Genomic DNA, 19,798 nt, shown 5'->3' with positions numbered 1-19,798 from the left:
ATGGCACGTTCATTAAAAAAAGGACCTTATATTGACTACCGCCTTGACAACAAGGTGCAAGTCATGACCGAATCAGGAAAAAAGTCAGTTATTAAGACTTGGTCACGTCGTTCGATGATTTCACCTGATTTCGTTGGGCACACTTTCGCAGTGCATAATGGAAACAAATTTATTCCAGTATTTGTGACAGAGAATATGGTAGGTCATAAATTGGGTGAATTTGCTCCAACACGCAACTTCCGAGGTCACACGGCAAAAAAAGATAAAGGCAAACGTTAAAATTATGAATAATGAGTTATGGATTACTTAATATCAATTCATAATTCAAAATTCAAAATTCATAATTCAAAAAAATGGAAGCAGTAGCTAAGTTAAATAATGTTCCGACTTCACCTCAGAAAATGAGAATCGTGGTAGACATGATTAGAGGTCAGAAAGTAAATAAGGCTCTCGGTATTTTGAAATACGAGCCTAAGGTTGGCGCAAGACACGTTGAGAAATTATTACTCTCGGCTATCGCTAACTGGCAAAATAAAAATGAGGATGTAAAGTTAGAAGATGCTGACTTATACGTTAAAACCGTTACAGTAGATGGCGGTAGCTCATTAAAGCGTTTGCGTCCAGCTCCACAAGGTCGTGGTCATAGAATCTTAAAACGTTCTAACCACATTACACTTGTAGTTGCTTCAGCAACCGCACCAACAATAATCACAGAATAATTAGAGAAAAAATCTAAATATCAAAAAATGGGACAGAAAATAAACCCCGTTGGTTTTAGACTTGGTATCGTCAGAGGTTGGGATTCTAACTGGTATGGTGGTAAGAGTTTTGCCGATAAATTAGTTGAAGACGATAAGATTCGTAAATATGTTGCCGCACGTATTCCAAAGGGTGCAATCTCTAAGGTAATCATTGAGCGTACTTTAAAACGAATTACTTTGACTATCAATACTGCTCGTCCGGGCGTTGTAATTGGTAAAGGTGGTCAAGAAGTTGATAAAATCAAGGAAGAATTAAAGAAAATCACAGGCAAAGATGTTCAAATCAACATTTTTGAAATCAAACGTCCTGAGATTGATGCTAAATTAATTGGTGAGGCTATCGCACAACAATTAGAAGCTCGTATTTCATTCCGTCGTGCTATGAAGCAAGCTATCGCATCAGCAATGCGTGTAGGTGCTCAAGGTATCAAATTGAAACTTTCAGGTCGTTTAGGAGGTGCTGAAATGGCACGTTCTGAAGGATACAAAGAAGGTCGTATTCCTTTGCACACACTTCGTGCTGATATTGATTATGCAATTTCTGAAGCATTAACTGTTTACGGAAAAATCGGTATCAAAGTATGGATTTTCCGTGGTGAAGTTTATGGTAAGCGTGATTTATCTCCAAATGCTGGAATGGCTGCTCAACAAGCTGCTGGTGGAGCGGATGCTCGTGGAGGTAATAACCGTGGTGGACGTGGCGAAGATGGCGATCGTAAAGGTCGTGGTGGACGTGACAACCGTGGCGGTGCTGGTGGTCGTGACGATGCACAACGTCGTAATAACAACAATAACAACCGTGGTGGCGGAGCTAACAAACCTGGCGGAAATCGTCCTGGCGGTGGCAACAAACCAGCGGGTGGTAAGAGATAATTCGTAAATTCTCGTCAGTGGTCAGTAGTAAATATAAGAGAAGAGTGTTTTTAACAACTCATTTTCTTAATTCTTGAAACCACCGACCCATAGACTTAATAAGAAAATGTTACAACCAAAAAGAACCAAGTTCCGTAAGCAACAAAAAGGTAGGATTAAAGGAAACGCTACTCGTGGTCATGAACTTGATTTCGGTACGTTCGCTATCAAAGCTTTGGAACCAGGACGCATCACTGCTCGTCAGATTGAAGCGGCTCGTATTTCAGTAACTCGTGCCATGAAACGTGAAGGTCAAGTTTGGATTCGTGTATTCCCTGACAAACCTATTACGAAGAAACCAGCAGAGGTACGTATGGGTAAAGGTAAGGGTGCTCCAGAATACTGGGTGGCACGTATCAAGCCAGGAACAATTTTGTTTGAATCGGCTGGTGTACCTTTAGAATTGGCACAAGAAGCGCTTCGTTTAGCAGCTCAAAAATTGCCACTTCGTACTTCATTCGTAGTGCGTAGAGATTATCAAGAAGCACAATAATTTGAAAATTTGGTTAGTTATGATTTGATGGCTTTCCAAAGTTTATCAAATCAATTAATTAGTATTCAGATTATAATATTTCATAATCAAAGTCATGAAAAACGCAGAAATCAAAAAATTAAGCGCAGAAGAATTAGTAAGTACTTTAGCCTCTGAAAAAGAGGCTTTAGCTCGCCTAAAGTTTGCTCACGCTATTTCTCCAATTGAAAATCCATTACGTATCCGTGAGGCTCGTAAAGTTATCGCTCGATTGGAAACTGCTATCTCAGCAGCGAAATAAATCGAATTACTGAAAAGTAATTATAACAGACCTCATCAACATAACGCTTGAGGTCAATCGTGTAACAACAATTAAAAAATCCAACGATGGAAGAATTAAAAAGAAATCTGAGAAAAATCAGAGTAGGGCGTGTAGTGAGCGACAAGATGGATAAATCAATCACTGTAGCCGTAGAAAGAAAAGTAAAACATCCACTTTATGGTAAGTTTATGAAAAAAACTTCAAAGTTGATGGCTCATGATGAGAACAATGAATGTGGTATTGGTGATACAGTGAAAGTGATGGAAACTCGTCCACTTTCAAAAAATAAACGTTGGAGATTAGTTGAAGTTATCGAGAAAGCGAAATAATTTCCTTCCCAACAATCAATATTATTAAGAAGTTAAATTTTTCGTTAAAATCAGTATTCCAATCATAAAATGGTACAGCAAGAATCAAGACTCGGCGTAGCAGATAACTCAGGAGCTAAAGAAGTTCTAGTTATCCGTGTGTTGGGCGGTACAGGAAAAAGATACGCTTCAATTGGTGATAAAATTGTAGTGACTGTTAAATCAGCACTTTCATCATCAAATATGAAGAAAGGTACGGTTTCTAAAGCCGTAGTAGTAAGAACTAAAAAAGAGATTCGTCGTAAAGACGGTTCATATATTCGTTTCGAGGATAACGCAGCCGTTTTGTTGAATGCCAACGACGAGCCACGTGGTACTCGTATTTTCGGGCCAGTAGCACGTGAATTACGTGATGCAGGTTTCATGAAAATCGTTTCATTAGCCCCAGAGGTGCTTTAATCATAATTCGTATCATGGAAAGAAAGTTTAATAAGCAGCCAAAACTGCACATCAAATCTGGTGATACAGTTATCGTTATCGCTGGAAACTCAAAAGGTAAGACAGGCGTAATCAAAAAAGTATTGGTTGATAAGAACCGTGCAATCGTTGAAGGTGTGAATCTTCAAACAAAACACGTAAAACCAAATGCTAATACTCCGCAAGGTGGTATTGAGAAACGTGAAGGTTCTATTCACATTTCAAATTTGGCAATCGCTGAAAATGGTAAGCCAGTTCGTACTGGTCGTAAATTGAACGAAGAAGGAAAGTTGCAGAGATTTTCGAAAGCAACTGGAAAATTCATTTAATTAAATCTCAAATAATAGTTTTGGTACATAATCAATAACTATTCAAATTGAAAAAGTGGGTCGGAAATCCACATAAATTTTCATAAAATGACAACTACAAGACTGAAAGATAAGTATGTAAATGAAATCGTTCCTGCTTTAAAGGAAAAATTTCAATACAAATCAGTAATGCAAGTTCCAAAAGTTACTAAAGTTGTAATCAACAAAGGTATTGGTGCTGCTGTGGCTGACAAGAAATTGATTGATACGGGTGTTGAAGAAATCACTCTTATCGCTGGACAGAAAGCTGTTGCAACAATTTCTAAGAAAGCAATTTCGAACTTCAAATTACGTGAAAACATGCCAATTGGTGTTAAAGTAACGTTGAGAGGACAAAAAATGTACGAATTTCTTGACCGTTTGATGACTGTATCACTTCCACGTGTACGTGACTTCAAAGGAGTATCGGACAAAGGATTCGATGGTCGTGGTAACTATACATTAGGTGTTAAAGAACAAATTATCTTCCCTGAAATTTCTATTGATAAAGTAAATAAAATTTCTGGTATGGATATCACTTTTGTAACTACCGCAAAAACTGACGAAGAAGCGAACGCATTGTTATCAGCAATGGGAATGCCTTTCTCAAATCAGAAGAAGTAATTGATTCAAGTTATCTGTGAACTGTTATTATTGATATTATTTTCTAAATAACATTTACCGATAACGGATACAGATAACCGATAACAAATAAAGATTCTCAACACAAATGGCAAAAGAATCAGTAAAAGCAAGAGAAAGAAAAAAAGAAGCAACAGTTGCTAAGTATGCCGCAAAGCGTGCAGCCTTAAAAGCAGCTGGAGATTATTTAGGACTTGATAAGTTACCTAAAAATGCTTCACCAGTTCGTTTACACAACCGTTGTAAGCTTACAGGACGCCCAAGAGGTTATATGCGTAAGTTCGGTATCAACCGTGTTACTTTCCGCCAAATGGCTTCTGATGGGTTGATTCCAGGGGTAACTAAATCAAGCTGGTAATATCAAACGACTTCAGATAATTGATAATTAAGTAATTAGATTTATTTTAATTATCAATTAACTTGTCTTCTTAATTTTTATTCCGTAATTTTGCGAGCCTTTTCAGGAAGGGTTCGTTTCAAATATCGAAAACAATGACAGATCCAATAGCAGATTACTTAACACGATTGAGAAATGCCATCAAGGCACGCCATAGAATCGTTGAAATCCCTGCTTCTAACATCAAAAAGGAAATCACTAAGGTGCTTTTTGATAAAGGATATATTCAAAACTATAAATTTGACGATACAACTGTTCAGGGTACCATCAAAGTTGCTTTGAAGTATAACCCGGTTACTAAGCAGTCGGCAATCGTTAAATTAGAAAGAATTTCTAAGCCAGGTTTACGTAAATACAAAGGTGCAACTGAGTTGCCACGTGTATTGAATGGTTTAGGTATTGCAATTCTTTCGACATCAAAAGGGGTTATCACCGACAAAGAAGCTCGTGTGTTAAACGTAGGTGGTGAAGTACTTTGCCACGTTTATTAATATTTCTTAACGCTGAAAGAAGCTTCAATTTAATCTTTTGATTTTATTGACTTCCATTTAAGCAAAACAATTAACAATTATGTCAAGAATTGGTAATAAAATCATTACGTTGCCAGCGGGAGTTGTTGTAACGATTGATAAAAATCATGTATCGGTTAAAGGTCCTAAAGGAACTTTGGAGCGTACAATTGATCCAGATATTATCGTTGAAGTAGAAGGTGTTGAACTTGCAGTTAAACGTCCTACTGAACAAAAACGTCACAAAGCTCTTCATGGTTTGTATCGTTCTTTAATCAATAACATGGTTATTGGTGTAAGTGAAGGATATAAATCTCAGATGGAAATTGTTGGGGTTGGTTACAAAGCATCTAATCAAGGAAACATTCTTGAGTTAAGTTTAGGATATTCTCACGCTGTATTTGTTCAAATTCCTAACGAATTGAAAGTGACAACTGCAATGGAGAAAGGTCAAAACCCTAAAGTAACTTTAGAAGGAATTGATAAAGAATTAATTGGCCAAGTTTCAGCGAAAATTCGTTCATTACGTAAAATCGAGCCTTACAAAGGTAAAGGTATTCGTTTTGTTGGTGAGCAAATTCGTAGAAAAGCTGGTAAAACTGGTGGTAAAAAATAATCATAATTTGAAGATATTTGAATATTTGAGAGTTTTGTTTGATTTTCAAATATTCAAATTATTAAGTTTTCAAATTGAAATCGTGGGTCGGTAATCCACAAAACATACAAATATTACAATGGCTACGCAAAAAGATTCAAGAAGATTACGCATAAAACGATCAATAAGAGCAAAGGTTTCTGGTACAGCTACCAAGCCAAGATTATCTGTGTTTCGTTCAAACACAGGTGTGTATGCACAAATTATTGATGACGTTCAAGGACATACATTAGCAGCAGTTTCTACAAAGGAACTAGGCTTAGCTAATGGTAACGTCGATAATGCTAAACAAGTAGGAGTAAAAATCGCAGAGAAGGCATTAGCGGCTGGTATTTTAGCGGTTGTTTTCGATCGTAACGGATACTTGTATCATGGTCGTGTAAAAGCAATTGCTGATGGTGCAAGAGAAGGTGGTCTTAAATTCTAATTAGTTAATTTGACAGTATTTTATATATTTTCAAATTCACAAATTTTCAAATTCAGAAAAAATGTCGCAATTAATATCAAAGCCAATAAAGGTTAACGAAGGCGAATTAAAAGAAAAAGTTGTTGCTATCAATCGTGTAGCGAAAGTAGTAAAAGGTGGACGTCGTTTCAGCTTCTCTGCAATCGTTGTAGTTGGTGACGGAAAAGGTATCGTAGGTTTCGGATTAGGAAAAGCTAATGAAGTAACTGATGCTATCGCTAAAGGTATTGAGGATGCGAAGAAAAACGTATTCCAAGTAGCTTTATTGAAAAATTCTGTTCCACACGAACAAATTGGTAAATTCTCAGGTGGTTTCGTATTGTTGAAGCCTGCAGCTCCGGGTACTGGAGTAATCGCTGGTGGTGCAATGCGTGCTGTATTAGAATCTGCTGGTGTGCATGACGTATTAGCTAAATCTAAAGGTTCTTCAAACCCACATAACGTGGTTAAAGCAACAGTTGATGCTCTTGTGAAAATGAGAAACCCACATACAGTTGCTTTCCAAAGAAGCGTTTCCTTAGCAAAAGTATTCAACGGATAAGATAAGAGATATGAAATCTGAATTATGAGATATGAAGTCAATAATAATTCACAATTCATAATTCAGAATTCACAATTCAAATAAGCCATGTCAAAGGTAAAAATTACACAAGTAAAGAGTACAATCAGACGTCCACAAGTTCAAAAACGTACTATGCAAGCACTAGGCTTGGGTAAGATGAACAAAAGCGTTGAAGTAGAGGTGAATCCTGCAATCCAAGGTATGATTCGTGCTGTTCAACACATGATTGTAGTTGAAACTATCTAATATTACTGAGTTAAGCTCATTAATATAAGCGAGTTACTCCACAGGGGAGTAGCGTTTAGCAAACATTTAACAAAAAATACAATGAATCTTTCTTCATTAAAGCCTGCTGAAGGCTCAACAAAAGTTAGAAAAAGAGTTGGTCGTGGTGCTGGTTCTGGTTTAGGTGGAACTTCTGCTCGTGGTCACAAAGGTGCAAAGTCTCGTTCAGGTTATTCTCGTAAAGCTGGTTTTGAAGGTGGTCAAATGCCTTTACAACGTAGAGTTCCTAAGTTCGGATTTAAAAATATTAATCGTGTAGAATACAAGGCTATTAACCTTGATACTTTACAAGCTTTAGCTGATGCTATTGGTGTAACAGTAATCAATCATGATGTACTTTACAATAATGGATTAGTTTCTAAAAATGATTTAGTGAAAATCTTGTCACGTGGTGCAGTAACTTCTGCATTAGAAGTAACAGTAAAAGGTTTCTCTGAATCTGCCAAAACTGCTATCGAAGCAGCAGGAGGTAAAGCAATTGTGGGGTAGTTTGAAATTATGAAAATTTGATACTGAAAATCTTTTTTATATTTTTGTAGGTATTCATTTTTCAAAATCCCGATTTTCAAATTAATTAGATAGGCAACAGAAATATTTGAGTAATCGTGTAAAAACTGGCAACAGATTTGTGATTAAAGAAAAAGTTGAACAATTTCAGTTTTCATTCATTATTTGACGATTATTTAAACAGATAGCATGAACAAGTTTATTAACACTATCAAAAACATTTTCTCAATAGAGGAGCTAAGAGGTAGAATCCTTAACACTCTGTTGTTTATCACCTTTTTTCGCTTAGGTTCTTATATTGTTTTACCAGGTATTGATGCTGCAAAATTAGAACAAAAAGGAGAAGGCGGTTTATTAGGATTATTGAATATGTTTTCGGGTGGAGCATTTAACAATGCTTCTATATTTGCGTTAGGTATCATGCCTTACATCTCTGCTTCTATCGCTATTCAATTGTTAACAATTGCATTGCCATATTTTCAGAAGATGCAAAAGGATGGAGAATCAGGAAGAAAAAAGTTAAATCAAATTACCAGAGTTTTAACTATTTTTGTTACTGCTGCTCAAGCAACTGCTTATTTACAAACAACAATCCCTGCTGATGCCATTATCGTAAGTGCGTGGTCTTTCCGTTTATTTGCTGTGATTATCTTGATTGCTGGAACAATGTTCTGTATGTGGTTAGGAGAGAAAATTACTGATAAAGGTGTTGGTAACGGTATTTCAATGCTAATTATGATTGGTATTGTATCTCGTTTCCCAGGCTCAATCATCGGTGAAGCTCAATCTCGTGGTATGTCAGGTGCTTTATTATTTGTAATAGAAATTGTAGCGCTTTTCTTCGTTGTAATGGGTGCTGTAATGGTTACTCAAGCAGTTAGAAGAATCCCTGTTCAATATGCTAAACAAGTAGTTGGTAACAGAACTTCATCAGTAGGAGGTGAACGTCAGTATATTCCTTTAAAACTTAATTCTGCTGGTGTAATGCCAATCATCTTTGCACAAGCTTTAATGTTTGTTCCGGGATTATTAGCAGGTTCTTTTGCAGAAAAAAGTGAATTTGCTCAATCAATTGCTCAAAAATTTAGTGACTTCACTTCATTAGAATACAATTTGTTATTTGCTTTCTTGATTATCGTATTTACATTTTTCTATACGGCAATTTCAATTAATCCAACACAAATTTCTGATGATATGAAAAGAGGTGGTGGTTTTGTTCCAGGTGTTAAACCAGGTGAAGCAACATCTACTTTTATCGCTGATATTTTAGATAGAATTACATTGCCAGGAGCTTTTATGTTGGCATTAATCGCTATCCTTCCAGCTTTAGCAAGTTTATTCGGAATTACTCGTGGTTTTGCATCTTTCTTTGGAGGTACTTCTTTACTTATCTTAGTTGGTGTAGTGCTAGATACTTTACAACAAATAGAAAGTTACTTATTGATGCGTAAATATGAAGGATTGATGCAATCAGGTAGAGTAAAAGGTAGAACAGAGGCGGTTGCTCAGTAATAATTTTAGGATTTTAAATTCCTAAGCGCAATAAGAATGATTTATTTAAAAACAAATAGCGATTTAGAAGTAATTAGAGCAAACGGTATTATACTTGGTCAAACTCATGCAGAGGTTGCCAAAATGATAAAACCAGGTGTGACGACTAAAGAGTTAGATAAAGTAGCTTACGAGTTTATTAAAGATAACAATAGTATTCCTTCGTTTCTTAATTATAATGTAAGCGGAAACAAGTTCCCAGCATCTTTATGTATTTCTGTAAATGATGTAGTTGTTCATGGAATTCCTAATAATTATCAATTAAAAGACGGAGATATTGTTTCAATTGATTGTGGTGTATTCAAAAATGGTTTTCACGCTGATAGTGCTTATACTTACGCTATCGGGAATGTAAATGAAGAAACGCTTCGTTTATTGAAAACTACAAAAGAATCATTGTATGAAGGCATTGAACAAGCGGTACTAGGAAAAAGAATTGGTGATATTGGTTTTGCTATTCAAACTTACAGTGAAAAATTAGGTTTTACGATTGTGAGAGAATTAGTTGGACATGGAGTAGGTAAATCTCTTCATGAAAAGCCAGAAGTAGCAAATTACGGTAGAAGAGGCGATGGTGCAAAGCTAAAGGAGAACATGGTTATTGCCATTGAACCAATGGTAAATCAAGGAAAGAAAGCTATTCATCAAGAAAATGATGGCTGGACTATCAGAACTCAAGATAGAAAGCCTTCTGCCCATTTTGAACACACAGTAGCAATTAAAAAAGACAAAGCAGATATATTAACTACTTTTAAATTTATAGAAGAAGTAATCGCTAAGTCAGAGTACATCGTTAATATTTGAAATTTTCAAATTGAATTTATGGCAAAACAATCATCAATAGAAGTAGATGGAATTATCATTGAGGCTCTTTCAAATGCTATGTTTAGAGTAGAGTTAGAAAATACCCATCAAGTGATTGCCCATATTTCTGGTAAGATGCGAATGAATTACATCAAAATCTTACCTGGTGATAAGGTGAAGTTAGAAATGTCTCCTTATGACTTAAGTAAAGCAAGAATTGTGTATCGTTACAAGTAAAATAGGCAGTTGGCAATTGATAGTTTATTCAAACTTTAGCGATGCTTTTGCAAAACTGTAATTAATAGAAACATTAATTAAATACTACAATGAAAGTTAAAGCGTCTATCAAGAAGCGTAGTGCTGAATGTAAAGTAATCCGTCGTCACGGAAAACTTTATGTTATTAACAAAAAAAATCCAAAGTTCAAACAAAGACAAGGATGATTATTAACATGAGGTAGTTGAGAAACTTCCTTCATTTAAAATCTAAAAAGCTAAAAAAGTATGGCTCGTATTGCAGGGGTTGATATTCCCGACAAAAAAAGAGGCGAAATTGCTCTGACTTACATCTTCGGAATAGGTCGTAGCACTGCTCAGAAAATTTTAACACAAGCTAATATTTCTTTCGACAAAAAAGCTGGCGAATGGAACGATGATGAGGCAAGTGCAATTCGTGCGATTATCGCTGGAGAATTCAAGACTGAAGGTCAACTTCGTTCTGAAATCCAGTTGAACATCAAGCGTTTGATGGACATCGGTTGTTACCGTGGTCTTCGTCACCGTAAAGGTCTTCCATTACGTGGTCAGAGAACTAAAAACAACTCTCGTACTCGTAAAGGTAAGCGTAAGACTATTGCGAACAAGAAAAAAGCTACTAAGTAAAAATTAGGCTGAGTTTAAGGATATAATATTCTTAATTCGTCGAGTTCTAAGATGAGAAGGTTGCTCTTCGGAGAATGTACGAACTCAAAACTGGAATTGAAAAACAAATCTAACAATGGCACAGGCTAAAAGAAAAGACAAAGCAAAGAAGAGAGTTGTTGTAGTTGAACAGCATGGTCAAGTACACATCAAAGCTTCTTTTAATAACATCATTATTTCTATTACTAACAGTCAAGGACAAGTAATCTCTTGGGCTTCTGCTGGTAAAATGGGCTTCAAAGGTTCTAAGAAAAACACTCCTTATGCTGCACAAACAGCCGCAACAAACTGCGCTGCCGTAGCTGTAGAAGCTGGAATGAAAAAAGCTGATGTTTTTGTAAAAGGACCAGGTTCAGGTCGTGAATCAGCAATTAGAACTATTTCTAACGCTGGTATCGAAGTAATCTCTATCAAGGATATTACTCCACTTCCTCACAACGGATGTCGTCCTCCAAAACGTCGTAGAGTTTAATCTTCTTAAAAATTTACTGGAAACGTTAATTAGTAATTATTAACGTTTTCTTTTATTTATCCTAATTACTTCATCGAACAAAAGAGGTTTGATGACTTATTAATTTTAGAAATGGCAAGATATACAGGTCCAAAATCAAAAATTGCTCGTCGTTTTGGTGAGCCAATCTTAGGTCCAAGTAAAGCGTTAGCTCGCAAAAACTATGGTCCAGGTCAGCACGGTAAAGGTAAACGTGGTAAAGTTTCAGAATATGCTTTGCAATTAAAAGAAAAGCAAAAAGTGAAATATACTTACGGTATCCTTGAAAAGCAATTTGAAAACTTATACCACAAAGCGGCTGTAAGAGAAGGTATCAAAGGTGAAAACCTTTTGAAACTTTGTGAAGCTCGTCTTGATAACACTGTTTATCGTTTAGGAATTGCTCCTACTCGTCGTGCAGCTCGTCAGTTGGTTATTCATAAGCATATTCTTATTGACGGTGAAATTGTAAACATTCCATCGTATTCTCTTAAGCCAGGACAATTAGTAAGTGTACGTGAGAAATCTAAATCATTAGAGGTAGTTTCTAACTCACTTGCTGGAAAAGCTGGAAAACGTTTCAACTGGTTAGAATGGGATACTCCTACAATGACTGGTAAATTCGTTTCTTATCCAGAACGTTCTGATATTCCAGAGAACTTCAATGAGCAAGCAATCGTTGAACTTTATTCTAAGTAATCATATATTTTGACAGAGTAAATGGTCAAAAATATTCTGACAATTTAATTGAAAACTTTGTGACTTAGATTTTACATATTTGTTTGTAAAATCTAAGTTTGTTTGATTTTGTGTTTATTCAATATTAGATGTACAATAATTAATATTGTTTATTCTAAGGGGGCTTAAATTTTCTGTAAACTTGTAATATAGATGATTTCTTCTGAAATGTCAAGGTTTTATCGAAAAAATAGTAACCCTAAATGCTAAAATTACAGAGTTAATTCGTAAATTGCGAATTGATTACTCTATTCTTACACATTCCAAGGTAAATTACGCTACGAAATATGTCAATATTAGCATTCCAAATGCCCGATAAAGTTGTCATGGAAAAAGCTGACGACTTTCACGGGTTATTTGAGTTTAAGCCACTCGAAAAAGGCTATGGCGTTACAATCGGTAATGCACTTCGTAGAATCTTGTTGTCTTCATTAGAAGGCTACGCTATCACAAGCGTAAAGGTTGGCGGAGTTTTGCACGAATTTTCAGCCATTGAAGGAGTAATTGAGGATATGACTGAAATTATTTTGAATTTGAAGAAAGTTCGATTCAAAAAAAGTCAGGAAATCCTTGAGAATAAAATCAATGTTAGAGTGAAAGGTCAAAGCACTCTAAAAGCAGGCGATATTGCTAAGTTTACAAATTATTTTGACATCTTAAATCCAGATTTAGTTATCTGTAATTTAGATGAGTCAAAAGAATTTGAGATGGAGATTATCGTTGAAAAAGGTCGTGGATATGTTCCTTCAGACGAAACTAGAAACTCAGAACCTCCTTTTGGTCACATTCCGATTGATGCAATCTTTACGCCAATCAAAAATGTGAAATTCAGCATCGAGAATACTCGTGTTGAACAAAAGACGGATTATGAGAAATTAGTTTTGGATATTGAAACTGACGGATCAATTCACCCTGAAGACGCATTGAAAGGTGCAGCTTATATCTTGATTCAACACTTTATGTTGTTCTCTGACCAAACTATGACTTTCGAGTCTATGAAGGCAGAAGAAGATAACGTGGTAGATGAAGAAATGCTTCACATGAGAAAATTATTGAAGACTGCTTTAGCAGATTTAGACTTGTCAGTTCGTGCTTACAACTGTCTAAAATCAGCTGATGTTAGAACTTTAGGAGACTTAGCTAGATTAGAAATTTCTGACATGATGAAATTCCGTAACTTCGGTAAGAAATCATTGACTGAATTAGAACAACTAATCGAAGAAAAAGGACTTCACTTCGGTATGGATGTTGCTCGTTATCGTTTAGACGAGGATTAATATCCAATACTTACTTAGTAATTAGAAAATTTTAGTGTTTGCTACAATGTAGTAAGCACTAAAATTTTAATTTTTAATAGTAGTAATAGGTGAGTTGATGTGAATTAACTTAACCGCAATGATAGCTTCTTTCCGCTGGGAATTAAGTGATTCATTTTAAACTTACGAACAACACAATGAGACACGGTAAAAAATTCAACCATTTAGGTAGAACTGCTCCTCACAGAGCCGCTATGTTATCGAACATGGCATCTTCTTTGATTCTTCACAAAAGAATCGAAACTACAGCTGCTAAAGCTAAAGAATTAAGAAAATACATCGAGCCTTTGATTACTAAATCAAAAGACGATAGCACTAACAACCGTCGTGTAGTATTCTCTTATTTACAAAACAAAGAGTCTGTTAAAGAACTTTTTGGTATTGTTTCTGAAAAAGTTGCTAACCGTCCAGGTGGTTACACTAGAATTATCAAATTGGCGAATCGTCTTGGTGATAATGCTGAAATGTGCTTAATGGAATTAGTTGACTTCAACGAAACTTTATTAGCAGCTACAGCTGAGAAAGCAGTGAAAACTCGTCGTGGTCGTCGTTCTGGAGCTAAGAAAACTGAAGATACTATCGAGGCTGCACCAGTAGCTGAGGTTCCTTCGGCTGAAGTAGTAGAAGATGAAACTCCTGCTGCTGAAACTTCGGAAGAAAAAGCTGAAGAATAATCTAATTTAGATTTTTCTATTTTTCAAAAGGACTTTGACTTTGGTCGAAGTCCTTTTGTTATTTTTGGTCGATTGTAAATTTACACTACTTATATCAATAGACATCCGTAATTTTGTAATATGAAATCATCCATTACAATACTTGTTATGCTTATGTTGTTTGTTTCTTGTAAAGAGGAATCTACAACTAAGATTCATAAATACTATGATTTGAAAATTGCCATTACTAATCAAATCAGTGTGCTTGATAAAAGGAAACCTACTTTTTCTAAAACAGTTTGGAGTGAGAATGTTCCTGAAACAAAGAATGTAAAGATTGAAGACTGGTCTAAAGAGTTTGAATTATTCTTACAAACAGATTTAAACAAACCTGCTTATTTGAATAGCTACGAAATCAATCAGTCTGACTCTTCGATTGTTTATCAGCTAAAGAAATCTGAAAACTTACCCGTAAAAGACATCAAAATTCTACTAAAAAATAATCAGTTGACTGCAATGGAAGCAACGATAGCTAATCAGAATTATCTTTATGAAACTGATAAGCATGTTAAAATGACTTTAGCAGATAATGCTGTGAATTATTATTTAATAGAAGGTACACAAAAATTAGTTTTTGGAGATAAAAAAGCATTTAAGATTGAAGCGAAATTAATAAAATGATAAAAAGGTTTTTCAAGAAAATAGCTTTGTTGTCTTTCCTAATTATCATTAGTTTGTATGCTTTGGCTTTTGTGGTTGATAATGGTTTAAGGAAATCTAGGAATGAGTATTATGCTGCTTGGAATGATTTATTCGACGCTAAAATCAATGCTGATTTACTCATCTTAGGTTCATCAAGAGCTGAGTTTCATATTTCCCCTAAAATTATTGACAGTACTCTTCACCTCAATTCTTATAATTTGGGTATGTCTGCTTGGCATTTTGATATGCAATTGGCTCGTTTTAAATTATACTTAGCGCATAATAAAAAACCCGATTATATTATCCACAATGTTGATGTATATGGTTTTGCCAAAAGAGCAGATGTAGTGAATCCTGAACAATTTTTGCCTTTTATCAACGAACCCATTTTATTAGCAACTACTCGTGGGCATAAAGGTGAGTTTGATATTTATCAACAAAATATTCCTTTATTGAAGTATAAGAATCAACAATCTTTGGCTTGGGAAGGCATTTGTAATTTTGTACATCTTACTGCTTTGTATGATACTACTTCAAAATACAAAGGTTACAAAGGTAATGTTTATGAATGGAACCAAGATTTTGAGCGTTTCAAAAAGCGTTATCCAAAAGGAGTAAAGTATTCTTTTAACAAAGAAATTAAAAAACAGTTTGAAGAATATCTCGCTTTTTGTGAACAGCAAAATATTAAAGTTGTGCTTTTGTATGCACCAGAATATTATGAAGTTCAACCTTTCTATAAAAACAAAGCTACAATGATTGAAATGTGTAAAAATGCTTCAAAACGTTATCATTGTTACTTTTTAGATTATTCAAACGATTCACTTTGTTATCAAAGAAAGTATTTCTACAATTCTCAACATTTGAATAAACGTGGCGCTGAGATTTTCTCTCAGAAATTAGCATTAGATGTAAAGCGTTTACTTCATCTTTAATAAAAATCAACCGATGGTTTCTTTGATGCTATGTTTATACAAAACATCTTGCTCGATTGAAATCCTTTATCAATTTCCATTAAGTTTATCCATAAATTTGTATTCTAAGATTCAAGAAATAATGACTATCAATACTGATTACCATCGCCCAATTATGCTTCAAGAATGTCTTGATGGACTTAATATTCGTCCTGATGGCGTTTATGTAGATGTTACTTTTGGTGGCGGTGGTCATTCAAGAGCTATTTTAGCACAATTAGGAGAGAAAGGTAAGTTATATGGTTTTGACCAAGACCCCGACGCTAAAGTAAATGCTCAGGCTTTCAATGACCCACGTTTTACTTTTATTGAAGCCAATTTCAGAAACATTAAAAAATATTTGCGTTTATATGGCGTAAAGAAAGTAGATGGCATTTTAGCCGATTTTGGTATTTCGTCGCATCAAATTGATGAACCAACTCGTGGATTTTCGACACGCTTTGAAGGAGATTTAGATATGCGCATGAATCAAAAGGCAGATGTTTCGGCATATACTATTGTCAATGAATATTCTGAAGCACAATTACATAAAATTCTGGGTATGTATGGCGAAATCAAGAATGCCCGAACTTTGGCAAATGCTATTCATAGTGCAAGATTGAATGCACCCATCAAAACAACGGGAGAATTGAAGGCTATTTTAGAAAAATATGCTCCAAAGTTCAAAGAGTTCAAGTATTTTGCACAGGTTTTTCAAGCCATTAGAATTGAAGTAAATCAGGAATTGGAAGTGATTGAAGAGTTTTTGGAACAGATTCCTGATTTATTGAAAGATGATGAAAGTAGATTATGTATCATGACTTTCCATTCACTTGAAGATAGATTGGTGAAGAATTATATCAAAGCTGGAAACTTCAAAGGAGAGCCTGATAAGGATATTATTTATGGAACTGTGACTAAGCCTTTGATGGCAATCAATAAAAAGCCAATAGAAGCTTCTCCTGAAGAATTATCTATCAATGGAAGAAGTAGAAGTGCTAAACTTAGAATTGCAGCTTTGTCTGAAAAATAAAAAGAAATAACTATGGCAAAAAATGTTTCACGTGCACCTAAAGTTAGTCAGCCAAGTAATAGACCTAGCAAGGGTATTTTTGCTTTTTTTGATAAGATTTTTAACATGGATAGAATATTGGGTGGCGAATTTCCTGCCAGCCAATTACGCTATGTATTGTGGGTTTCGGCATTGATTGTGATTTACATCGTTTCATCACTGAATGCCGAAAGTTTGATACATAAAATAGACAAAGCGAAATTTGCTTTAGAAGAGAAAAGAGCAGATTATACTACTCAAAAAGCTGATTTTATGAAAGCAGGAAAGCAGTCTGAAATCATTAAAAAGGTAGAATCAATGGGTTTGGAAGAAAACAAAGTGCCACCAACCAAAATTGTGGTAGAAGAATAAGATAAACTGCTAATGTTTATATCTTAATACTGTTGATTAATTTACTGAAATTGCTTGGGTCTATACCAATGTAATTTGCTAAGTATTTATGTGGCACAATTTGTAAAATGTGTGGACTTCTTCGTAATAATTGCTGAAACTTTTCTTCCGACGAAAAGCATTGTAGTTCTACCAATCTCTCTAATATACCAGAAAAAGCTCCCGTTAATCCTTTTCGTAATAAAACTTCTATAGATGGTTTGCTGGTCAACAATTCCTCTATTTGAGAATATGAAGCCCGCAAAAAAATGGATGGACTTAGCGTTTCATAATAGTATTTTGAAGGTTTTTGATTCATCATTGAATCCAACACTCCACCGAAATTTGCTTGATAAGAGAATACCAAAGTCGCTTCACGATGATGCTCGTCCAAATAATACAATCTTTGTAAGCCCTCCAATACAAAATACAAATACTTTTCCACACTCCCAGCTTGTGTTAACACTTCTTTTCTTTTTGCAGTATAAGGTTTAAACAAAGCATAGAAAGCCTCAAAGTCTTCTTCTGATAACGGATGAATATGATTGACTGTTTGTTGTAGTAAAAGCTTTTGATGATTCATTGTTTATTACATTGGGAATAAAGCGAAGATAAGGCAATTTGTAAATTGAATAGGTTGAAATTATCATAGTACTAGCAATTTTTATGAGATTAATTTTCATGTTGTAACAAAAAGAGAAATTTTTGTCAATACTTTAGGCTATAGTTTAAGAAGATTGAGAAATCTATTTTTTAACAATAGTTAAGTTTTTCAAAAGATGAAAATATGTATTTTTTCATTCTGATGGAATTTTTCCTATAAGCGAAGAGATTTTCCGTATAGGAAACAGAGCATTTCTTATACGAAAAATTGTTTTTCCTATAGGAAATGAAAGTTTTCCTGTAGGATATAAGCATTTTCTATAAGCGAAACTATTTTTCCTATAGATAATAAATCATTTCTTATAAGCGAAACTATTTTTCCTATAGATAATAAATCATTTCTTATAAGCGAAACTATTTTTCCTATAGATAATAAATCATTTCTTATAAGCGAAACTATTTTTCCTATAGATGATAAATCATTTCTTATAAGTGAAACTATTTTTCCTATAGATGATAAATCATTTCTTATAAGCGAAATCATTTTTCCTATAGATGATAAATCATTTCCTATAGGCGAAACCATTTTTCCTACAGGAAATAAAGCTAAATAAATCATTAAAGGCTGATGTTAGATATTTTTACATTTTGAATAATAGCTTTTAAACACCATAATTACAGATGGATAATTAACCAATGTAAGCGACAGAAAAGGCTTGAAATATTAAAGAACCTCATTAAATTGAAGCAAATAATACTTTTAAACAATTTAATTTATCATGAAAATTAATCGACACATTTTAACGCTTTCTTTGTTGTTTATTGCTTTGATAGACAATCACTTGCATGCCCAAACTTGGGAGAAAATTTATTCTGAAAACAATTGTACTAAGCGATTAGAAAATACATTAGCTGCTGTTGGGGATAAATTAGTTTTATTGGGTGGAAGAACAGTGAAATCTACCGAAGTATTTGACATTAAAACAAAAACTTGGACTAAACTTGCAGATGCACCCTTAGAAATACATCATTTACAAGCTGTTACTTTTCAAAATGAAGTTTATGTAATGGGAGCTTTGACGGGACAATATCCGCATGAAACGCCCATCCCTAATATTTACATTTTTAATCTTCAAAAGAATGAATGGAGAAAAGGACCAGAAATTCCTAGCGATAGATTAAGAGGTTCTGCGGGTTGTGTAGTGTATAAAAATAAAATTTATATGGTTTGTGGTATTCAGGATGGACATTGGGACGGTCACGTTGCATGGTTAGATGAATATGACCCACAGAAAAATACTTGGCGTAAGCTTGCCGACGCTCCGCATGTTCGTGACCACTTGAGTGTAGCCGTGATTAAAGATAAATTATACTTGGCGGGAGGCAGACGTTCAACAGCTAAGATTAATCAAGTATTAAATCTAACAGAAGCTGCTGTAGATGTTTATGATTTTAAGCAGAAGACATGGGAAACATTGCCCGAAAACTTAAACATTCCAACACAAAGAGCGGGCTATTCAGCAGTAGCATTAGGGAATAAAGTGTTGATTATTGGTGGCGAAAGCCCTGCGCAAGTTCCTGCACATAGCGAAGTAGAAGCTTATGATGTTGATAAAAAAGTATGGTTAAAATATCCAAGTTTAAATCAAGGTCGTCATGGAACAGGAGCAGTTGTGGTAAAAGGGAAAGTTTATACCATAGCAGGTTCAGGAAACAGAGGTGGAGGACCTGAACTTGAAGCGATTGAAGTGTTGGTTAAGGAATAGCTAGTTGTAATTAAAATAATAAGTAAGAGGTTCATTTAAGGTTTTATTTCAATGTTAATTTATATAGATGAAGCCTTTATCTGAATGATAATCAAAGGATAGTAGATTGAGAAATATTTCAATCTACTATTTTCATTTCATCCCCTTCATGCTTTCTTCAAGCCTAATTTCCAATTTTTAGTATATTTGTGGATATTGTAGCGTGAAAATACGTGCTGAAGCGTTTCTCTATCAGATTT

The 19,798-nt window shown here is 34.7% G+C and carries 32 protein-coding genes; 30 read left to right on the top strand and 2 right to left on the bottom strand.

The window, feature by feature from the left end:
- From rpsS to VB798_RS06105, 29 genes are all read left to right on the top strand, one after another.
- Entirely contained in the window at positions 1 to 279 is a 279-nt protein-coding gene (gene rpsS, locus VB798_RS06245) for a 30S ribosomal protein S19 (protein ID WP_184128536.1), read from the top strand.
- Positions 280 to 353: 74 nt separating this feature from the next.
- The gene (gene rplV / locus VB798_RS06240) at positions 354 to 719 is read left to right on the top strand and encodes a 50S ribosomal protein L22 (protein ID WP_184128552.1); all 366 of its coding nucleotides are present in this window, start codon (positions 354 to 356) and stop codon (positions 717 to 719) included.
- Positions 720 to 746: 27 nt separating this feature from the next.
- Positions 747 to 1,634 carry a 30S ribosomal protein S3 gene (gene rpsC, locus VB798_RS06235; protein WP_323257064.1) on the top strand — a complete coding sequence of 296 codons (888 nt, stop codon included), beginning with the start codon at positions 747 to 749 and terminating at the stop codon, positions 1,632 to 1,634.
- A gap of 106 nt (positions 1,635 to 1,740) precedes the next feature.
- Complete coding sequence (rplP, locus tag VB798_RS06230; protein WP_184128559.1) at positions 1,741 to 2,166, top strand: 50S ribosomal protein L16; 426 nt, start codon at positions 1,741 to 1,743, stop codon at positions 2,164 to 2,166.
- A 94-nt stretch (positions 2,167 to 2,260) separates the two neighbouring features.
- A complete protein-coding gene (gene rpmC / locus VB798_RS06225; protein ID WP_323257062.1) occupies positions 2,261 to 2,446 on the top strand; it encodes a 50S ribosomal protein L29 in 186 nt (61 codons plus the stop codon).
- Between the two features lie 86 nt (positions 2,447 to 2,532).
- Positions 2,533 to 2,796, top strand: coding sequence for a 30S ribosomal protein S17 (rpsQ, locus tag VB798_RS06220; RefSeq protein ID WP_184128565.1), 264 nt, complete (start codon positions 2,533 to 2,535; stop codon positions 2,794 to 2,796).
- Between the two features lie 69 nt (positions 2,797 to 2,865).
- Positions 2,866 to 3,234, top strand: a complete 369-nt coding sequence (gene rplN / locus VB798_RS06215) for a 50S ribosomal protein L14 (protein ID WP_309913324.1) — start codon at positions 2,866 to 2,868, stop codon at positions 3,232 to 3,234.
- Positions 3,235 to 3,248: 14 nt separating this feature from the next.
- Complete coding sequence (rplX, locus tag VB798_RS06210; protein ID WP_323257060.1) at positions 3,249 to 3,581, top strand: 50S ribosomal protein L24; 333 nt, start codon at positions 3,249 to 3,251, stop codon at positions 3,579 to 3,581.
- Between the two features lie 87 nt (positions 3,582 to 3,668).
- On the top strand, positions 3,669 to 4,223 hold the full coding sequence (gene rplE, locus VB798_RS06205; RefSeq protein ID WP_323257058.1) for a 50S ribosomal protein L5: 555 nt from the start codon (positions 3,669 to 3,671) through the stop codon (positions 4,221 to 4,223).
- A gap of 106 nt (positions 4,224 to 4,329) precedes the next feature.
- Positions 4,330 to 4,599 (top strand): 30S ribosomal protein S14, encoded by a 270-nt coding sequence (gene rpsN, locus VB798_RS06200; protein WP_109741979.1) that lies wholly within the window; start codon positions 4,330 to 4,332, stop codon positions 4,597 to 4,599.
- A gap of 134 nt (positions 4,600 to 4,733) precedes the next feature.
- The gene (gene rpsH / locus VB798_RS06195) at positions 4,734 to 5,129 is read left to right on the top strand and encodes a 30S ribosomal protein S8 (RefSeq protein ID WP_184128579.1); all 396 of its coding nucleotides are present in this window, start codon (positions 4,734 to 4,736) and stop codon (positions 5,127 to 5,129) included.
- Between the two features lie 79 nt (positions 5,130 to 5,208).
- On the top strand, positions 5,209 to 5,763 hold the full coding sequence (rplF, locus tag VB798_RS06190) for a 50S ribosomal protein L6 (RefSeq protein WP_323257056.1): 555 nt from the start codon (positions 5,209 to 5,211) through the stop codon (positions 5,761 to 5,763).
- Between the two features lie 118 nt (positions 5,764 to 5,881).
- Positions 5,882 to 6,229: a 50S ribosomal protein L18 gene (gene rplR / locus VB798_RS06185; RefSeq protein WP_184128585.1), complete on the top strand. Its 348-nt coding sequence runs from the start codon at positions 5,882 to 5,884 to the stop codon at positions 6,227 to 6,229.
- Positions 6,230 to 6,290: 61 nt separating this feature from the next.
- Positions 6,291 to 6,809 (top strand): 30S ribosomal protein S5, encoded by a 519-nt coding sequence (gene rpsE / locus VB798_RS06180; RefSeq protein ID WP_309913337.1) that lies wholly within the window; start codon positions 6,291 to 6,293, stop codon positions 6,807 to 6,809.
- A gap of 87 nt (positions 6,810 to 6,896) precedes the next feature.
- Complete coding sequence (gene rpmD / locus VB798_RS06175) at positions 6,897 to 7,076, top strand: 50S ribosomal protein L30 (RefSeq protein ID WP_323257053.1); 180 nt, start codon at positions 6,897 to 6,899, stop codon at positions 7,074 to 7,076.
- 81 nt (positions 7,077 to 7,157) lie between these two features.
- A complete protein-coding gene (gene rplO / locus VB798_RS06170) occupies positions 7,158 to 7,604 on the top strand; it encodes a 50S ribosomal protein L15 (protein WP_323257051.1) in 447 nt (148 codons plus the stop codon).
- A 207-nt stretch (positions 7,605 to 7,811) separates the two neighbouring features.
- Complete coding sequence (gene secY, locus VB798_RS06165; protein ID WP_323257049.1) at positions 7,812 to 9,134, top strand: preprotein translocase subunit SecY; 1,323 nt, start codon at positions 7,812 to 7,814, stop codon at positions 9,132 to 9,134.
- A gap of 36 nt (positions 9,135 to 9,170) precedes the next feature.
- Positions 9,171 to 9,977, top strand: a complete 807-nt coding sequence (gene map, locus VB798_RS06160) for a type I methionyl aminopeptidase (protein WP_323257047.1) — start codon at positions 9,171 to 9,173, stop codon at positions 9,975 to 9,977.
- An 18-nt stretch (positions 9,978 to 9,995) separates the two neighbouring features.
- On the top strand, positions 9,996 to 10,214 hold the full coding sequence (gene infA, locus VB798_RS06155) for a translation initiation factor IF-1 (protein WP_095160735.1): 219 nt from the start codon (positions 9,996 to 9,998) through the stop codon (positions 10,212 to 10,214).
- A gap of 89 nt (positions 10,215 to 10,303) precedes the next feature.
- Entirely contained in the window at positions 10,304 to 10,420 is a 117-nt protein-coding gene (gene rpmJ, locus VB798_RS06150; protein WP_109324399.1) for a 50S ribosomal protein L36, read from the top strand.
- A 60-nt stretch (positions 10,421 to 10,480) separates the two neighbouring features.
- Entirely contained in the window at positions 10,481 to 10,858 is a 378-nt protein-coding gene (rpsM, locus tag VB798_RS06145) for a 30S ribosomal protein S13 (protein ID WP_323257045.1), read from the top strand.
- 115 nt (positions 10,859 to 10,973) lie between these two features.
- Positions 10,974 to 11,369, top strand: coding sequence for a 30S ribosomal protein S11 (gene rpsK / locus VB798_RS06140; RefSeq protein WP_184128614.1), 396 nt, complete (start codon positions 10,974 to 10,976; stop codon positions 11,367 to 11,369).
- Between the two features lie 111 nt (positions 11,370 to 11,480).
- Complete coding sequence (gene rpsD / locus VB798_RS06135) at positions 11,481 to 12,086, top strand: 30S ribosomal protein S4 (protein WP_309914672.1); 606 nt, start codon at positions 11,481 to 11,483, stop codon at positions 12,084 to 12,086.
- 326 nt (positions 12,087 to 12,412) lie between these two features.
- Positions 12,413 to 13,402: a DNA-directed RNA polymerase subunit alpha gene (locus tag VB798_RS06130; RefSeq protein ID WP_309913354.1), complete on the top strand. Its 990-nt coding sequence runs from the start codon at positions 12,413 to 12,415 to the stop codon at positions 13,400 to 13,402.
- A gap of 176 nt (positions 13,403 to 13,578) precedes the next feature.
- Positions 13,579 to 14,115, top strand: coding sequence for a 50S ribosomal protein L17 (rplQ, locus tag VB798_RS06125; RefSeq protein WP_323257043.1), 537 nt, complete (start codon positions 13,579 to 13,581; stop codon positions 14,113 to 14,115).
- Positions 14,116 to 14,235: 120 nt separating this feature from the next.
- Positions 14,236 to 14,775: a hypothetical protein gene (locus VB798_RS06120; RefSeq protein ID WP_323257042.1), complete on the top strand. Its 540-nt coding sequence runs from the start codon at positions 14,236 to 14,238 to the stop codon at positions 14,773 to 14,775.
- Complete coding sequence (locus tag VB798_RS06115) at positions 14,772 to 15,731, top strand: hypothetical protein (protein ID WP_323257040.1); 960 nt, start codon at positions 14,772 to 14,774, stop codon at positions 15,729 to 15,731. The genes VB798_RS06120 and VB798_RS06115 overlap by 4 nt, the downstream gene beginning before the upstream one ends.
- A gap of 121 nt (positions 15,732 to 15,852) precedes the next feature.
- Positions 15,853 to 16,782, top strand: a complete 930-nt coding sequence (gene rsmH, locus VB798_RS06110; RefSeq protein WP_323257038.1) for a 16S rRNA (cytosine(1402)-N(4))-methyltransferase RsmH — start codon at positions 15,853 to 15,855, stop codon at positions 16,780 to 16,782.
- A gap of 12 nt (positions 16,783 to 16,794) precedes the next feature.
- Positions 16,795 to 17,172 carry an FtsL-like putative cell division protein gene (locus VB798_RS06105; RefSeq protein WP_323257036.1) on the top strand — a complete coding sequence of 126 codons (378 nt, stop codon included), beginning with the start codon at positions 16,795 to 16,797 and terminating at the stop codon, positions 17,170 to 17,172.
- Positions 17,173 to 17,188: 16 nt separating this feature from the next.
- Here the strand turns inward: VB798_RS06105 and VB798_RS06100 are convergent, their stop codons facing one another.
- Complete coding sequence (locus VB798_RS06100) at positions 17,189 to 17,773, bottom strand: Crp/Fnr family transcriptional regulator (protein ID WP_323257034.1); 585 nt, start codon at positions 17,771 to 17,773, stop codon at positions 17,189 to 17,191.
- Between the two features lie 297 nt (positions 17,774 to 18,070).
- Positions 18,071 to 18,412 (bottom strand): hypothetical protein, encoded by a 342-nt coding sequence (locus tag VB798_RS06095; RefSeq protein ID WP_323257032.1) that lies wholly within the window; start codon positions 18,410 to 18,412, stop codon positions 18,071 to 18,073.
- 160 nt (positions 18,413 to 18,572) lie between these two features.
- Here VB798_RS06095 and VB798_RS06090 point away from each other — a divergent pair, with 160 nt between their 5' ends.
- Positions 18,573 to 19,559: a Kelch repeat-containing protein gene (locus tag VB798_RS06090; protein ID WP_323257030.1), complete on the top strand. Its 987-nt coding sequence runs from the start codon at positions 18,573 to 18,575 to the stop codon at positions 19,557 to 19,559.
- Positions 19,560 to 19,798: the final 239 nt, after the last annotated feature.

The organism is Arcicella lustrica (genome assembly GCF_034930985.1).
Classification (GTDB): domain Bacteria; phylum Bacteroidota; class Bacteroidia; order Cytophagales; family Spirosomataceae; genus Arcicella; species Arcicella lustrica.
The sequence above is the reverse complement of the archived record's forward strand: the minus strand, read 5'-3'. Positions and strand labels throughout refer to the sequence as shown.

What these genes read in the sequence shown, in the direction of transcription:
- VB798_RS06100 (WP_323257034.1), bottom strand. Translation starts at nt 17,773, where the DNA reads ATGAATCATCAAAAGCTTTTACTACAACAAACAGTCAATCATATTCAT.
- rpsN (WP_109741979.1), top strand. Translation starts at nt 4,330, where the DNA reads ATGGCAAAAGAATCAGTAAAAGCAAGAGAAAGAAAAAAAGAAGCAACA.
- rpmC (WP_323257062.1), top strand. Translation starts at nt 2,261, where the DNA reads ATGAAAAACGCAGAAATCAAAAAATTAAGCGCAGAAGAATTAGTAAGT.
- rplR (WP_184128585.1), top strand. Translation starts at nt 5,882, where the DNA reads ATGGCTACGCAAAAAGATTCAAGAAGATTACGCATAAAACGATCAATA.
- rpsQ (WP_184128565.1), top strand. Translation starts at nt 2,533, where the DNA reads ATGGAAGAATTAAAAAGAAATCTGAGAAAAATCAGAGTAGGGCGTGTA.
- rplX (WP_323257060.1), top strand. Translation starts at nt 3,249, where the DNA reads ATGGAAAGAAAGTTTAATAAGCAGCCAAAACTGCACATCAAATCTGGT.
- rpsC (WP_323257064.1), top strand. Translation starts at nt 747, where the DNA reads ATGGGACAGAAAATAAACCCCGTTGGTTTTAGACTTGGTATCGTCAGA.
- rpsS (WP_184128536.1), top strand. Translation starts at nt 1, where the DNA reads ATGGCACGTTCATTAAAAAAAGGACCTTATATTGACTACCGCCTTGAC.
- VB798_RS06120 (WP_323257042.1), top strand. Translation starts at nt 14,236, where the DNA reads ATGAAATCATCCATTACAATACTTGTTATGCTTATGTTGTTTGTTTCT.
- rpsH (WP_184128579.1), top strand. Translation starts at nt 4,734, where the DNA reads ATGACAGATCCAATAGCAGATTACTTAACACGATTGAGAAATGCCATC.
- rsmH (WP_323257038.1), top strand. Translation starts at nt 15,853, where the DNA reads ATGACTATCAATACTGATTACCATCGCCCAATTATGCTTCAAGAATGT.
- rplN (WP_309913324.1), top strand. Translation starts at nt 2,866, where the DNA reads ATGGTACAGCAAGAATCAAGACTCGGCGTAGCAGATAACTCAGGAGCT.
- rpsD (WP_309914672.1), top strand. Translation starts at nt 11,481, where the DNA reads ATGGCAAGATATACAGGTCCAAAATCAAAAATTGCTCGTCGTTTTGGT.
- secY (WP_323257049.1), top strand. Translation starts at nt 7,812, where the DNA reads ATGAACAAGTTTATTAACACTATCAAAAACATTTTCTCAATAGAGGAG.
- rplE (WP_323257058.1), top strand. Translation starts at nt 3,669, where the DNA reads ATGACAACTACAAGACTGAAAGATAAGTATGTAAATGAAATCGTTCCT.
- VB798_RS06130 (WP_309913354.1), top strand. Translation starts at nt 12,413, where the DNA reads ATGTCAATATTAGCATTCCAAATGCCCGATAAAGTTGTCATGGAAAAA.
- rpsE (WP_309913337.1), top strand. Translation starts at nt 6,291, where the DNA reads ATGTCGCAATTAATATCAAAGCCAATAAAGGTTAACGAAGGCGAATTA.
- rpmD (WP_323257053.1), top strand. Translation starts at nt 6,897, where the DNA reads ATGTCAAAGGTAAAAATTACACAAGTAAAGAGTACAATCAGACGTCCA.
- infA (WP_095160735.1), top strand. Translation starts at nt 9,996, where the DNA reads ATGGCAAAACAATCATCAATAGAAGTAGATGGAATTATCATTGAGGCT.
- rplO (WP_323257051.1), top strand. Translation starts at nt 7,158, where the DNA reads ATGAATCTTTCTTCATTAAAGCCTGCTGAAGGCTCAACAAAAGTTAGA.
- VB798_RS06105 (WP_323257036.1), top strand. Translation starts at nt 16,795, where the DNA reads ATGGCAAAAAATGTTTCACGTGCACCTAAAGTTAGTCAGCCAAGTAAT.
- rpsK (WP_184128614.1), top strand. Translation starts at nt 10,974, where the DNA reads ATGGCACAGGCTAAAAGAAAAGACAAAGCAAAGAAGAGAGTTGTTGTA.
- map (WP_323257047.1), top strand. Translation starts at nt 9,171, where the DNA reads ATGATTTATTTAAAAACAAATAGCGATTTAGAAGTAATTAGAGCAAAC.
- rplV (WP_184128552.1), top strand. Translation starts at nt 354, where the DNA reads ATGGAAGCAGTAGCTAAGTTAAATAATGTTCCGACTTCACCTCAGAAA.
- VB798_RS06115 (WP_323257040.1), top strand. Translation starts at nt 14,772, where the DNA reads ATGATAAAAAGGTTTTTCAAGAAAATAGCTTTGTTGTCTTTCCTAATT.
- rpmJ (WP_109324399.1), top strand. Translation starts at nt 10,304, where the DNA reads ATGAAAGTTAAAGCGTCTATCAAGAAGCGTAGTGCTGAATGTAAAGTA.
- VB798_RS06095 (WP_323257032.1), bottom strand. Translation starts at nt 18,412, where the DNA reads ATGATTTATTTAGCTTTATTTCCTGTAGGAAAAATGGTTTCGCCTATA.
- rplQ (WP_323257043.1), top strand. Translation starts at nt 13,579, where the DNA reads ATGAGACACGGTAAAAAATTCAACCATTTAGGTAGAACTGCTCCTCAC.
- rplF (WP_323257056.1), top strand. Translation starts at nt 5,209, where the DNA reads ATGTCAAGAATTGGTAATAAAATCATTACGTTGCCAGCGGGAGTTGTT.
- rpsM (WP_323257045.1), top strand. Translation starts at nt 10,481, where the DNA reads ATGGCTCGTATTGCAGGGGTTGATATTCCCGACAAAAAAAGAGGCGAA.
- rplP (WP_184128559.1), top strand. Translation starts at nt 1,741, where the DNA reads ATGTTACAACCAAAAAGAACCAAGTTCCGTAAGCAACAAAAAGGTAGG.
- VB798_RS06090 (WP_323257030.1), top strand. Translation starts at nt 18,573, where the DNA reads ATGAAAATTAATCGACACATTTTAACGCTTTCTTTGTTGTTTATTGCT.